16 protein-coding genes are annotated in these 13,826 nt (G+C 43.1%); 8 read left to right on the forward strand and 8 right to left on the reverse strand.

Annotation, left to right across the window (positions count from 1 at the left end; translation table 11 throughout):
* The first annotated feature begins 91 nt into the window (after positions 1–91).
* The 3 genes from AC04MQ_RS01975 (at position 92) to AC04MQ_RS01985 (ending at position 2,682) form a co-directional block, all read left to right on the forward strand.
* Positions 92–607 carry an outer membrane protein gene (locus tag AC04MQ_RS01975; RefSeq protein WP_475390814.1) on the forward strand — a complete coding sequence of 172 codons (516 nt, stop codon included), beginning with the start codon at positions 92–94 and terminating at the stop codon, positions 605–607.
* 153 nt (positions 608–760) lie between these two features.
* Entirely contained in the window at positions 761–2,200 is a 1,440-nt protein-coding gene (locus AC04MQ_RS01980; RefSeq protein ID WP_475390816.1) for an AlkA N-terminal domain-containing protein, read from the forward strand.
* Positions 2,197–2,682: a methylated-DNA--[protein]-cysteine S-methyltransferase gene (locus AC04MQ_RS01985; RefSeq protein WP_475390818.1), complete on the forward strand. Its 486-nt coding sequence runs from the start codon at positions 2,197–2,199 to the stop codon at positions 2,680–2,682. The genes AC04MQ_RS01980 and AC04MQ_RS01985 overlap by 4 nt, the downstream gene beginning before the upstream one ends.
* A gap of 45 nt (positions 2,683–2,727) precedes the next feature.
* On the opposite strand, the gene AC04MQ_RS01990 is transcribed toward AC04MQ_RS01985, so the two are convergent.
* Complete coding sequence (locus AC04MQ_RS01990) at positions 2,728–2,928, reverse strand: hypothetical protein (RefSeq protein WP_416479645.1); 201 nt, start codon at positions 2,926–2,928, stop codon at positions 2,728–2,730.
* Between the two features lie 280 nt (positions 2,929–3,208).
* Here AC04MQ_RS01990 and AC04MQ_RS01995 point away from each other — a divergent pair, with 280 nt between their 5' ends.
* Together AC04MQ_RS01995 and AC04MQ_RS02000 are read left to right on the forward strand one after the other, a co-directional pair.
* Complete coding sequence (locus tag AC04MQ_RS01995; protein WP_417862751.1) at positions 3,209–3,451, forward strand: AbrB/MazE/SpoVT family DNA-binding domain-containing protein; 243 nt, start codon at positions 3,209–3,211, stop codon at positions 3,449–3,451.
* A gap of 149 nt (positions 3,452–3,600) precedes the next feature.
* Complete coding sequence (locus AC04MQ_RS02000) at positions 3,601–4,128, forward strand: hypothetical protein (protein ID WP_417862753.1); 528 nt, start codon at positions 3,601–3,603, stop codon at positions 4,126–4,128.
* Between the two features lie 15 nt (positions 4,129–4,143).
* Here the strand turns inward: AC04MQ_RS02000 and AC04MQ_RS02005 are convergent, their stop codons facing one another.
* On the reverse strand, positions 4,144–4,908 hold the full coding sequence (locus AC04MQ_RS02005; RefSeq protein WP_475390821.1) for a helix-turn-helix domain-containing protein: 765 nt from the start codon (positions 4,906–4,908) through the stop codon (positions 4,144–4,146).
* 95 nt (positions 4,909–5,003) lie between these two features.
* On the opposite strand from AC04MQ_RS02005, the gene AC04MQ_RS02010 reads away from it, so the two are divergent.
* Entirely contained in the window at positions 5,004–5,330 is a 327-nt protein-coding gene (locus AC04MQ_RS02010) for a hypothetical protein (protein ID WP_475390823.1), read from the forward strand.
* Positions 5,331–5,451: 121 nt separating this feature from the next.
* Entirely contained in the window at positions 5,452–6,129 is a 678-nt protein-coding gene (locus AC04MQ_RS02015) for a hypothetical protein (protein WP_475390824.1), read from the forward strand.
* Positions 6,130–6,146: 17 nt separating this feature from the next.
* Here the strand turns inward: AC04MQ_RS02015 and AC04MQ_RS02020 are convergent, their stop codons facing one another.
* From AC04MQ_RS02020 to AC04MQ_RS02040, 5 genes are all read right to left on the reverse strand, one after another.
* The gene (locus tag AC04MQ_RS02020; RefSeq protein ID WP_475390825.1) at positions 6,147–6,503 is read right to left on the reverse strand and encodes a hypothetical protein; all 357 of its coding nucleotides are present in this window, start codon (positions 6,501–6,503) and stop codon (positions 6,147–6,149) included.
* A 155-nt stretch (positions 6,504–6,658) separates the two neighbouring features.
* Entirely contained in the window at positions 6,659–6,883 is a 225-nt protein-coding gene (locus AC04MQ_RS02025; protein WP_475390827.1) for a hypothetical protein, read from the reverse strand.
* Between the two features lie 27 nt (positions 6,884–6,910).
* Positions 6,911–7,123: a hypothetical protein gene (locus AC04MQ_RS02030; RefSeq protein ID WP_475390828.1), complete on the reverse strand. Its 213-nt coding sequence runs from the start codon at positions 7,121–7,123 to the stop codon at positions 6,911–6,913.
* A 173-nt stretch (positions 7,124–7,296) separates the two neighbouring features.
* Positions 7,297–7,641 (reverse strand): hypothetical protein, encoded by a 345-nt coding sequence (locus AC04MQ_RS02035; RefSeq protein WP_475390830.1) that lies wholly within the window; start codon positions 7,639–7,641, stop codon positions 7,297–7,299.
* Positions 7,642–10,581: an ATP-dependent helicase gene (locus AC04MQ_RS02040; RefSeq protein WP_475390832.1), complete on the reverse strand. Its 2,940-nt coding sequence runs from the start codon at positions 10,579–10,581 to the stop codon at positions 7,642–7,644.
* A 36-nt stretch (positions 10,582–10,617) separates the two neighbouring features.
* On the opposite strand from AC04MQ_RS02040, the gene AC04MQ_RS02045 reads away from it, so the two are divergent.
* A complete protein-coding gene (locus AC04MQ_RS02045; protein ID WP_475390834.1) occupies positions 10,618–12,738 on the forward strand; it encodes a DpnII family type II restriction endonuclease in 2,121 nt (706 codons plus the stop codon).
* Here the strand turns inward: AC04MQ_RS02045 and AC04MQ_RS02050 are convergent.
* A complete protein-coding gene (locus tag AC04MQ_RS02050; RefSeq protein ID WP_475390836.1) occupies positions 12,710–13,768 on the reverse strand; it encodes a DNA adenine methylase in 1,059 nt (352 codons plus the stop codon). The two genes, AC04MQ_RS02045 and AC04MQ_RS02050, sit on opposite strands and share 29 nt — an antisense overlap.
* Positions 13,769–13,826 lie beyond the last annotated feature (58 nt).

Genomic DNA, 13,826 nt, shown 5'->3' on the forward strand with positions numbered 1-13,826 from the left:
AGGGGTCCCTCTGTTTCCTGCATTCTTTCAGAGGGGCCCCGACTCCTCTCCCGTAAACTCAAAATCAGAAATCACAACAAGGAGAAGCACCATGAAACATCTGATGATTCTATTCACCGGTCTATTGATCGCCACAGGTATTTCCACTCTGGCGCAGGCCCAGACTGCTGAAGATATAAAAAATGGAACAAATAACGTAAAGCTCATGTTGGGCTCCACTCAAGCCGCGGTAAACTTTGGCGTTGAGTACGAGCGCCGTACTGGCACTTTCGGGTTGGGCGCCATGCTCATGCACTCCACGAAAAACTCGGATGCGAACAAACCCGAAAGCACCACCCTGGGCGCCTTTGTGGCGTCTCACCTGTATGACCAGAATGATCTGGATCTTTACATCTCTCCAGGGGTGGCGTTGACCAACATGGATCAGATCCAAACATCCGGAGACGACGAAACCCTGTTTGGGCCGACTTTGAATATTGGAGCGACCTACACCATCAATCCAAATTGGGGTGTGGGTTTCGAGTACCTGACGATCTATAACTGGTTCAGCGACAAAACCGCAGACCACTATAGCTTTGCGAATGCCGTGCTTTCATACAACTTTTAGTTGATGACTTGAACCTGATTTATTGATTGCCAAAACTCGACTTGAAAGGGCTCTGGGGCCACGACCCAGAGCCCTTTTCGTTTTAGGAGCACCTCAACCGAACATGTCCGAAAATGGCTATAGTCAGACGTAAAACCACGCTATACTGGCGTCATGAAAAAGGACGACGTTTTTTACAATGCCATGCTGGCCCGGGATCCGCGTTTTGACGGCAAGTTTTTTGTCGGAGTCAAAACCACGGGCATCTATTGTCGTCCGATTTGTCCTGCCAAACCCAAACGTGAAAATGTCGAATTCTTTTCCAATCATCTGGCAGCCGAACAGGCCGGCTATCGTCCTTGCTTGCGCTGCCGACCAGAAAGTGCCCCACAGTCACCGGCCTGGATTGGGAAATCAGCCTTAGTCCGCCGTGCGATCAAGATGATCGATAAAATTGAAACCCTGGAATTCAACGAAGATCAATTTGCGGAATTGTTTGGCGTGAGCGCTCGTCACCTGCGCAGACTTTTCATCGAAGAAGTCGGAAAGACGCCGAAACAGTTGTCCTTTGAGAACCGTTTGAATTTGGCCCGACAACTGATCACCGAGACAGCGTTGCCTGTCACCGAGGTCGCCTTTGCGGCCGGCTTTAACTCCATTCGCAGATTCAATGATGCCTTCAAAGAACGTTTTAAGAAAAGCCCCTCCGAGATCCGCCGAAAGCCTGTGAAGGACAAATCGACTTTAACCATCCGGCTTTCTTACCGCCCCCCTTTTGATTTCAACGGACTGCTGCACTTTTACCGTTCCCACGCGGTGGGACAGTTGGAGTGGTTTGAAGAAGGGCTCATGCACAGAATTATTGAAGTGAACGGCAAAGTGGGACAGATCACTTTGAGCGATCTGCCTGATGAGTCGTGCATAAAGCTAGAGATCGACTTCCCCGACACAACAGCCTTGCACACCATCATATCCCGCGTGCGCAGTCTGCTGGATCTGGATTCAGATCCGGTGATTATCGCAAACGTGCTTGAAACCGACAAAGACATGAAGGCCTTGCTTAAAAAACATCCGGGCATCCGTCTGCCTTCATCCTGGGATCCGTTTGAAGTGGTTGTCGCCGCCATTCTGGGTCAGGTCGTGAGTGTTGAACGGGGTCGCGCACTGGTGAATGATTTGATCGAGCTTGCAGGCAGCGACTCAGGGCTTCTGCGCGATGGAAAATCGGTGCGCCTGTTCCCAACTCCTGCGCATGTGATTAAAGCTGATCTGACAAGTTTAAAAACCACCACCCGACGCAAAGAGACTCTGGTGGCCCTTTCCAAGGCACTGATCAACGGCCACCTTTCGCTGGAACCGGCCCAGGATGTGGATAGTTTCGTGGAAAAGATCCTTGGCATTCCTGGGATTGGCCCGTGGACAGCCAGTTACATGGCACTGAAGGCACTTCGTCACACCGATGCCTTCCCCGCGACAGATTTGATTATTGCTCGTGCGATTGCTGAACACCCTAAGACCAAGTTTGAAAGTTTCAGCCCGTGGCGCGGCTATGTCGCCGCCTTGTTGTGGCGGGAGTATTCCCAAGTCTTGAAGAAAACCGGGAGAAAGAAATGAATCAGCTTCAGTGGAAAATGAATTCACCGTTAGGGGATCTGTACATGGTCGCCTCTGAAAAGGGCCTGCAGTCCCTGTATTGGGAAAAGACCGCGGGGATTCCGCTGGCCTCTGCCCTTGCCGGGAAAGACGGTGCCGTTAAGATTCTTAAGCAAACCGAAACCGAACTTACGGAATATTTTAAAGGCCAGCGCCAGGATTTCGATGTCCCGCTGGATGTTGTCGGGACTGAGTTTCAAGAGTCGGTCTGGCGGCAACTTAAAAAAATTCCTTATGGCAAAACCGTGTCTTACACCGACATCGCCCGCCGAATTAAGAAAGAAAAAGCGGTTCGCGCTGTGGGAACCGCCAATGGAAAGAATCCGATTTGCATTATTGTGCCCTGCCATCGAGTGATTGCCGCAGGCGGGGGCCTGGGCGGATACTCGGGGGGCTTGGAACGCAAAGAAGCTTTGCTAAGACTGGAATCAAAACAGTTCTAAAACAAGAGGACCCAGAAGGGTCCCCTTGAACACCAACGGGAGGGCTTACTTAGTTACAGCTCCTTCTGCCTGCTCTTCAGTTTTTTTGTCTTTTTCCTTGCCGTGCTTTTTGCCTTTCTTTTCTACCTTCGCGACCGTTTTTTGGATGGCTTGATGTTCGTTGGTGGAAGAGGCCGCTGGCATACCTTCAGCGAAAGCAAATGAACCGGACAAGATCATAGACATTGCGATAACTGCGAATCTCATTGTGAACCTCCATTTGGTTACTGAGTTCTTGAAAACAAGAATAGCAAGAGGTTCTTAAGTCCCAATTAAAACAGGATTAATTCTTTTTTAGGGCGGGATTCCCCCGCAGTTCCATAAGGTTGCACTTCAAAATAAAGACCTTTTTATTTTCAAAATCGCGTTTTCGGGGTCAAACCGGTGTCTTAGAAACGGACCAACGGATTGTTTTGCAAGCTTGGAACAAGACTATTGGCGACAACCACCAGCCCCGCCCCCTAAAATGAGGGGACGGAGAACATCAATGAGCAAATCAGGTGCAACTTCAAAAGCGTCCCGTAAAAACCAAACCACAATCCCGGCGCGCGTTCGTCAGGCTTTGGGCATCGCCAAAGGAGACACCCTGTTGTGGACTGTGAACGGTGACGAAGTAAATATCCGTATCATCAACCGCAAACAAGTTGATTGGACAAAAACATCTGAACTGTCTTTGCTGGAGTGGACTGCTGAAACCGAAAAAGAAAAAGAGCCCGGCGTCAGCTTGTAAACTCCGCCTGTAGTTTCCTTGAATTTGTGGTTATTCGATCTTCTTCGAGGACCCTGGCCAAGAAGATGCACATTGTGCGTTGCTTTAATCTGGACATCAATTCAACTCCAACTAAGCTGATCATAAGAACTTAACGGCGAGGATTTCTTATGAAGCTTATTGTCGCACTGATTGTTTCGTTGCCCCTTTTTTCTCTGGCTGGTGAAATTCCCGGTGGCACCTATAGGCTGCAGGGACTGACCTTTACAGAGTGGACACAGTGGACTTGCGAAGGCACGCGCTGGAAACCGAAGTCTACAAAAAGACAAATTCAAAAACAAACGCGAGATCTTAAGATCAAGGATTTGGGATGGGCTCTGACCACCTCGGGTGTTGATATCCTCAAGCCTGGAACCACAGATACAGGCTGTACTTATCTGCATGGCACAGGCAAATCCACCAACAGAAACTCCCATGTCCTGATTCCTTACAAAGACGGAAGCCCCTCTTCGTGTCTGACAACCAATGACCAAGTTGTGACCCTGACCATGGGTCACGAGATCGACTTGCCACTGGGCCCGTGCACACCAGCTCGCCTTATTCAAACTGGCACGTTCAAGTTCCGCTATGGCTACGACCTGAATTCCGAAGGACAAGTCATCTGGAACCCGCAGCCTATTGAAACCGTGTCACGATAGAGCTGTAACCTTTTTCTAATCTTTAAGTTCGTACTGCTGCCAGTTGGTTTCAAACGGTGCAAACGCATACAGCCAGCGCACCGACTGAAGCTGTTCTGCTGACAAAAGATTCTTGTCGCGCAAAGCCCGGGCGCGATACTTCGCCCCCAGGGCGTGAATCTCTTCCACCAGCTCGGTGATGCTTGATTTGGATAATTCCACTTCAGCCGAATGCATGCACACATCTTTGTTCTTCAGAACCACATCGACGTGATCTAAAAACTGCATAATCTGCGGGCGCAAAATTGCACGAGCCAAAGGGCCTTTGTGTTGAAAGCGAATATTGCCAACAGCCTTAATGCGAACCTGATTTTCAGGAAGAACTTCCAACAATCCAAATTGTTCGATCTTACGAAGGACCTTGAACATCTTCTGGCTTGAAAGCTTCCAGACTTCGGCCAGCTTGTCGGGACTGACCCCGCGATGAAGTGCTCTGAAAATTCCAAACATGGCCGGATTCGCCGCAAAAAACTTTTCCTGATCTTCCGACAGAACATAGTCGACTTCTTTGTCCTGATTCGCGAGCGCCGCCAGATCAAAGAATGAAATCCCCACAAGGTCACAAATCTTAAAGACCGTTTGCAGGTTGCAGTTCTGGGTTGAGAAAAGCCTTTTGACGGTGACCTCTGACACTTCCATCTGAAGTGCGAGATCCGCATAGGTGATCTTCTTGGACTTTAAAACCTCTTGAAGGCTTTTAAGCAGCTTTTTGGCATCGGTGTGTTGGCTAATTTGATCCATATTCATGGGTTTAGTATCACTAATGGATACCAATTTAAACATATTTGATAAAAGTATCTAATTTTGACATTTCTAATTCCAACAAGGAGTTATCAATGATCAAAGTACTTACCCACACGGCCCTTATGGTTCTATTCAGCGCAACGGCTTTGGCAGGCTACCTTCCACCAAAAGAGAACGTGGCTTACTGGTGTTATCAGGCCTGCATCGACGACGCCTACACCAACCACAACGAGTGCGTCGCCGAATGCTATGGCGGCAGAAGACCGAAAAAAACGTACAACAATCAATACATTCAAAGCCTGACCCCAGGCCAGAACCAGAATCAGAACTGTGGCGAATACACCGATGGAGCTGAAACCCAAGCTGCCGCTTGCTGCTCTTGGGGTGAAAACATCCAAGGCTGCATGCCGGGTTGCTAAGCCCAACTTGAACCAATACCGATAGAAGCAAAGTAGCGGCAGATTCCCTACGATCTGCCGCTACCCTGCCGGATCAATGTCGAGTATCAATTCACCCCGGGAATGTGCCGATTAGTTTGTCATGCTAAGAACAACTTCAATCTGCATCGCCACTATTTTCGTTTCTCAACTTTCTTTTGCTGACTCAAATCAGGTGAAAGACTTTGGCTTCGGCCTTTCACACGACGAAATGGTCGCTCAAGGATACAAGTCCGTTGTGAAATCTTCGGGCAACGAGATTTACGAAAAGAAGACAAAGTCTGAATTCAAAAAGATCGTGTCACTGAAAAATGAATACGTGTCGACGGTTTACAGAAATCAAACCGGCGTGTACCTGCAACACACCAAGCTGGATGAAAAAGGTGACGTGCTTGGAATGGCCGAATGCAGATTCCAAATCGAAAACAAAACAACTGCCTGTGATGTGCAGACCAACGAAATCTGTCATGAACTGATTGAAAAAGTAGATTCCGGTTCTTACGGATTCGATCTGAAAAAGATCGAAGAGTGCGCCGACCTTTCCAGCAAGATCAGCTACAACAGAAAAAGCGCCGACGACTTTATGCCCGAAGTAGAGAAAAAACTAGGCGCCCTCTTCCCGGGTATCCAATCCGGCATCAAAAAATCACCGGCAGTCTCTCTGCAAACAATCTTGAAAGACTACGCCGCCTGCAAGAAAGCAGAGAAGCACCTAGCCAAACCAACAGAAGCCAGTGCAACCAAAGCCTCCCCAACAAAAGAAGCCAAAGGCTCCCACTAACTACCGAGGAGCGCAGTTTATTGTGTAACTTTGCAGTCCGCCGGGGCCATGCCAGGGTGGCCGTCGACGACAAGTTTAAAATTGCTCTTCGAGTTCAAATCCACCTTGCCCAAACAGATCGGCTTATTGTCGGTGGAGATGACTTCGTATCTTAGGACAAGATCATTCGCGTCCAGCACACCATAGTTTTTTTCAAAAGCTTCACCCGGCGCCAAAACCTTATCGTCCACAATGCTAAGAGGGGCTCCGCCACTCGCACGGGTCAAAATCAAATCTGCCATGAAGCGAACATCTGTCGAGTTCACAACCTTTGCTGTCAGCGCCTGCGCCGAACATCCAAGAATCAACACACAAACCATAGATAGGAATTTCATGAGTACCCCCATTTATATTTTTAGCACTGGCGTCCCGACAGAGATATTGGAAATTGGAGATTAGAGGATTTTTGCTTCGCAAAAATGGTAGGGAGTGCGGAGATTGAAATTTGTTAATGATTTCAGTGCTCTTTTTCCCAAATAGCTACAAAACACTACACCACAGTTAACTGGAACTCTACACTACTTTTCAAGAATTCCGTAAAAGGCATATCTTTCTGATAGTCGTAGAATGAAACTATTTTTCCACCTAATTCCACAGCTTCTCGCAAGGGACCAGGTTTGGCTCTCCTCTCGGCAGTCAAAACTATATTACCAGTGCATGCGCGTACAGCTAAAGAGGCATCAGCTTCTTCATCGTAAAGACCAGTCTTTTTCAACTTTTGTTTTACTTACTTTGAATAATTCTAAATATTTTCCTTCTTCATAAGTAGGCCATCTGCCTTCTCCGAAACCACCTGTTCTTGGACGATAGTCGGAAGGTTGCTGGTAATCGCCGAAGCCAAAAAAGCAGTCTGTCTCGATTCCACAAATTTCAATCTGCTTTTTATGTAGCCAAGCAGTTCCTCATTGGCAGCAGGAATACTTTCAATCTCAAATGCTCTAACTTCTTTCGTCATTAGCAATTTAAATTTATCACTTGGAAACAGATCTAACAGTTCGACCTTGTTTTCAAATAAAGTATATCATACTTTTCAGCTATATGATCAATCTTTGCGTCTTGAGTTGTCGCTAGTATTTCTAAAAATTTTTTAATTCAGATTCAAATTTCATATATTAAGACTCTTTTTTTCTACAGGAGTCCTTTTGATATAATTTTAATTCCAATTCCACCAATGGGCTTCGCCAAGTTCTCGATGATGCTATCTATACGCTCTTTATCAATCGTTTCAGTCAATTGCTCCGAGACGATGAATGGTTGGCCAACTGGAATTTCACCCATCAACAATTGGCATTTCAATAATACTTTCTTCTGTTTTTTTATTAACGAACTAACTTCAGATACTTCGCCAAAATAAATAGCCTTAACGCCCTGCGTGGCTTTTCTCAAATTCGAGAGTTGATAGAATAAAAATGCAGAAACCCCCACATTAAAACACACCAGGACAATCAAAATCCAAAGCAATTCGCGCTCCATTTAAGCAGCCTTCGTATTGATCTTAAAAGGACAGACATCTCTAAATTCGCACAAACTGCACTTTTTTTGTCTCTCTACTTCTGGCGCTGGCGCAAAATCTTTGCTCTCAATTCTATATGCCGTCTCAGACATCAAATCTAAGACTTGTTTTCTCGATTCATTGGTAACAGAAAAGTCTCGTTTAAATTCACTTGGCTTCCGCTGATCTTCCCCTAGGAAATGTAGATAGAAATTCTCTGGAGTCTTACCTACTGTTCTTTCTACAGCTTCCACATAAATATTTCCTTGATGACTTACAAAGGTACTATCAGGCTCTTTTTCGAATTTATCGCGCTTACCAGTTTTAAAATCGATAACTATTAAATTACCATTTTCGGTTTCTGCAATCGCGTCAATTTTCCCAGTAAGAATAAAGCTCGACTCTTCTAAGGTAAATTTTCTCTCAGACACTTGAATCTTACTGAGAAGATCTCCCTGATTATCGACGAAGTCTTTAAAATATACCCGAGCATATTCTTTTTGCTTCTCAGCTGCTCCCAACGCATCGAAACCAAAATTGTTCCAATTGCGTTCAAAAATATCATTTGCATCAACTTTAGATAGAACACCTTTTCCTTGAGTACGAACAAGATTTGAAACTTCTTCGATTGCAGAGTGCAAATTAGAACCGAAAGAGAAATACCCTCTGTGTGGGGCAGCTACAGAATGATTTAATGCATATTTATATCGAGTCGGACAGAATAAATAATACTGCAAATGAGAGGAACTTACTCTCAGCTTCTCCTTATATCGTTTTTTGTCCCCTCCGACTGCTGCTGTCGGCATAGCACAGCTCTCAATTACAGCAACTTTTTTTGATTCAATAAGTTCTTTAAGATATCTAGAAGGTTCTGCTTTTCGACTCTTTTTTCTAAAATACGAAAGATATAGTAAGCTCTCAGACCTTGTCACACCAACGTAAAGAATACGTCTAAAATCTGTATCGACATTCTCGTAGGTCGAGCTTTCAGTCCAAAATTTATGCGTATCTTTTACAAAAGGAATGCCACTCGAATCATCAGCTCGCCGACTTGGAAATCGACTATCTACTAGAGCAGGCATAAACACAACAGGATACTCCAATCCCTTAGATTGATGTATTGTTTGAATTACGACAGCATCGTCATTATCAACCGAGGGATTATCAAGAGCATTCTTTATAATATAGGTGAAAAATTCCCTGAAATCACTGAAGCTTCTCTTTAAAGTTTCGTTTGAGTAGTCACTCAAGAGCTGAGAAAATTTTCCTATTTGATCTAAAATCTCATCTGCTTCGATGGACTCTGATTCCAACGAATAGAACTTAATAGTTTCGGAAATTGTTAATACTTGGAAAAATAGATCCAGAATATCCGTGTAAGACTTTCTTGAATAATTACTTCCCAAGATTTTACGCCGCAAGTCCACAAGAGAAAAGACGCGTTTTCGATCATGAGGAGATTTAACAGGAATATCTTCTATTGTTAGAATATTCTCAATAACATCAGATTCGAAAGAGAGATTTTCTATTTCCGCCAAACTGTTTTCACTGAGAAAGCAAAACACTGGCGGCTTTAAAGAACCAAGATCCTTTATATTTCCTTTTTTCTTTGTTACAAAGTTCATTAAATCAATTATCTGCTGTACTGCAAGCTGACCGCTAAATGACTTATCGCCTTTTGCAATAAAGGGAATTCCTCTTGCGTCAAACTGCTCTTTTAATGAACCAAATATGCTTGAAAGACTATAGCAAAGGATTGCCACTTCATTATATGACTTAATTTTTCCAGAACTTTTTAACTCAAAGATTGTATCAGCAATTCCTTTTACTTCATCTTCATCCGTTTCATAAGAAACGATACCAACGGGCGTTCCATTTGGATTTTTTGTAATTAACTGCTTATCAGTTCGACCTTCCTTAGGAATCAGATCAACTATAGCTCTGCTGACCTCTAAGATCTCCGGGGTACTTCTTCTGTTTTCGGATAATTTCAAAGACTTACAACCTTTTACTCGCTCGCTGAACTTAAGAAAGTTTGTAACTGTTGCTCCTCTAAATCTATACAAACTCTGATCATCATCGCCGATGACAACAATATTATTTTCTGGTTCGGCGATTAGCCTAAGAATCTGATCTTGTAGGGGATTTGTATCTTGATACTCATCGACGATGATGAATTTGAACTTTTCTCTGACGGATTGCAAAACATCACGATGTTCCGTCAAGAGTTCATATGTTTTAGCCAAAATCGAAGAAAACCCTAAGGCCTGATTCTCTTTTAGAAGTCGAAGATACGTGGGATATGTTTCTATCGCGGCAAGCAAGTCTTTATTCTCATCAGAAGTCTTTTCAAGATACTTTTTAAGTTTTTTTACATCGGTTCCCTTTTCCTCAAAGGAACTGTAATACGATAGCATAGCGGAAATATTGCCAGCACTCGGTCTGTCATATATTGCAGACAAACCTAACTCTTTAAAATTCTTAAATAGAAATAGGCTAGCTTTATGCTCATCTAACACGCGTATAGATCTGGCGAAAACTCCCTTATGAACCCCAAAGTCTTCTAAGATGCGAAGACATACACCATGAATAGTTCCAATCGTAATATTCTCAACCTTGGTTGGATCAGAAATTCTTTGCTTCACACGGGCAATTAAATTTTCAGCTGCCTTTTCGGTAAAGGTCGTCAGCAAAATATTACTTGGATCAACTTTATAATGATCAATAAGAACCGCAGCTCTGCGTACCATTGTTTCGGTCTTACCGGAACCCGGCCCCGCAATTACCATAAGCGGTCCTTCAAAATGAGCTGCCGCTTCCGCTTGTTCACTTGAGAGGCCTTTCAAGTAGGTGTTCTTCAATGTATCTACGGCACTGTCTCGCTTTGACATATTGGTGGTCTTTCCTGAATTTTGTTTCACATTCAGACTATCGGTTTTTTTGTTTATTTCCTTAAGATGGCCGCTCAAAAAGCCGACTTATCTGACATGAAAATCGAAGTTAAAAGCGCAGATGTGCCTCAGGCGAATAACCTTGAGAAAGTCTTACGGACTTTAGTCGCTATAGATTCAGGATGCAAAACAGACAAGCAAATCGCTAAATTCATCGGATTTTCAGATAGACAAGGGCGCTACTACCGAAGAGCCGTAGAAATTTTTGGTTTCGCAATAAATCATAGCAATAAATCGGAACTCACGGAAAAAGGCAGAGAGCTTCTATTAGTACTAAAGACAAACCATAATTATGGCGAGATTCTTAAGCCGTATGTAGTAGAAATCCCAATTGTAAGAGAAATATTAGAACAGTTCGAAACATCGGATCCAGTCTCGCCAAAGATGTTTTTAAAGAAGTTAATTGATCTTTCAGAATTAAGCAAAAAGGACTCTACAGCGCAAAGAAGACTTTCTACAATTACTAGTTGGTTATCGCAAGTTGGCCTGCTTGTAAGCGTAGGAGATACTAAGTCGTCTAGAAAACTGTCTTTAATTCCCTACGTTCCAAGCCACACAACTCCTAACCAAAAAATACTCTCACTATACGAACGATTTCTTAGCTCTTTATCACCATACTTACCTTCTTCTGAATCCATAGACATATCGGAAAAGCTAAATAAGCAAATCTCTATTCTTTTTGAATTTACGACCACAAAAGAACTCAATGACGCTATAAAGAAGTCCAAAGATTTGGAAAAGGCTGCCAGGCTCACTCTCGGAATCTCGGAAAAAGAGAAAATTGATTATGATCGGTTGTTAACTGATCTAAAAATTCTGAAGGTCCAACCATTAACACCAGAAAGAGTCTTACTGGAGCGATATCGCGCATTAAAGGGATCTGCTGAAACAATAGCAAAAGGTGGAAACCTGCTCGAAGACATGATCGCTAATTGGCTTCATCAAAATGACGAGGAGTTTAAATCTCACTACCTATTTAAAGGGCTCTCAAAAAACTGTGATTTCTTTGTACCATCTTTAAACCTTGCAATCGAGGCGAAGTATTCAAAAACAAGTGGCACTAAACATGCGGGTGCCATCAAAGATCTTAACGAAATATCCAAGGCTAAAAAAAGCAAGAACGACCTTTTAGTTGGTCTTGTCGTGGCGGGGATAGGATTCCAAAAAGACCCAAGCTTCTGGATAAAACTCAAAGATCTCTACGAAAATAAAAAAATTGATTTTTTATTAACACCAAAAGATTTACGCACAAAGAAACCAAAGAACATAACGCGAAAGCCACTTCCTAGCGAGATTAACCCTGCTGACTTAGAATTAGATGTCAATTCTGCCGCATCATGGAGCATTGATTCAACTGATGAGGAGCTGGGCCTTATTGATGCAATTCTCTGGCTAAAAAGGTATTCGCAGGTCCTATTCTTTAATTTCGAATCACTATTGCAGACCTGGATTTCTCAAACTCCCTTCGCCGTGCAGTGCTTAAGACTAATTTTAGGTTGGTCAGAATCAAAAATGGAAGGGTTTATAAAAGCATCAGTGCCAGTGGCCGTAAAGGGTTGGAAAGATGATATGTGGGCATTTGATTCAGTAACCGTACTAGTAAAGGGACTAGCTAGAACTTTGAGTGAAGATGAGAAAGAGCAAGTTAGAAATTTCTTTAATGACGGTCATTCATATGGAGATCTTGTCGCAGCAAGGGACCTAGGACTTTCTGGTTGGGCAAAGCGCAAAAAGCAATCTAACGTAGAAATGGTAAAAAAGGCGAAGGCAAATTGTAAGTATAAAACTGGCGAAAGCACTTCAATCACTTTGCAAGATGGTACAAAATTGAAATCAAGCTTCTCATTTGTGGATGCCGATGGAAACACCAAACAGGTACTCTGCAAATTCTATTATACAGGCGGATCTGTGCTATCAGATCTCGCAAAATCTGTGGAAAGCTTATCTTCTACTCAGAATAAAGACTCCTGGTTGTTAATTACTGATGGTCCAGGATGGCTATCTAGAGACAAGGATCTCCGTCGCCTTCTCTCCCACGCAGAGAAGGCACAATTCCAAGTAATGAATTTGAATATGTGGGAGTCTTATAACAAAGCTCCTATAGTCCCAAAAAGACGTATTCCTTAACCTGATTAGACTGATTATTCTTCTTATGGCCGTGCGTCCCTACAGAATAAACATAATCTATTTCAACTAGTTCAACGGCCTTTCCGCTGTTCTTAATCATACCTTTAAGAATATCTGCGTTCGGGAAACAGTTTGAAGAATACGAAAGCACAAGAGTACTTTTCTTATACCTATCAAATAATTCTTCGAATGCTGGCACGATAGTATCTTTATGTGTGAACATAGAATCAAATCTATCGAACTTTTTTGTCTTAGTAGATCTGTTAATTTCAACATGGCTCCAATAAGAAACTAGTCCCTCTAAAAAATGATATCTTCGAGTATATTCATTATCAGATTTAAGCGAAAGATATGGAGGATCTAAATAGACAAGATCGTAATCCGTCTTTTTGAATTTCATGATATCTTGATTGAAAGCTCTACACTGTTCTCCAGTATTTATAACTGAATCATTGATCATCTTTACAGCAGCAATGAAATGATCTGCTAATTCAATTTTAAGATCTTTTCGACCATCATCATATCTCATGCCAGTGTAAGTAAAAATACCTCTTGGTCTTTTCTTGATACATGCTCGACATAACGCAGTTAGCGCAATAGCTTTTTTGTAGGGATTAGATAGAAATTCGATATTAGCAATTGCGGAGTCTAACCAACGGCAGTCCTTTTTACTGTAGTACAAACCTGAAAATTCTTTTTCAATGAAGTTACTTTTCTCAGAAGAATTGAACTGTATTATCTCTTGAACTTCGTCGTCATTGAGTTTTATACGAGAATTTTCAACCAGTGCTTTCGCAATGTAATAGTTAAATCGCATGTAGTCGTTAGTGTCGACTGACTTACCCATCATTTTCAGTAAGTATGCGACTGAAGATGTGCCGGAAAACGCATCCAGAGCCGTATCGAAATCCAGCTGCTCAAAAATACTAGAGAGCGATGTTAAGAGCTTTCTTTTACTCCCCATATATCTCGTATCGGGAAAGTTAACTAATGATTCCTCTTGAACAAGAGATTCCGCCTGACTACTCATAGCACCTCCATGTGCATAGACACATTATCGGTGCGCAAGGATCCCGTGGGAATATGTT

This window comes from Bdellovibrio sp. MYbb2 (genome assembly GCF_056175685.1).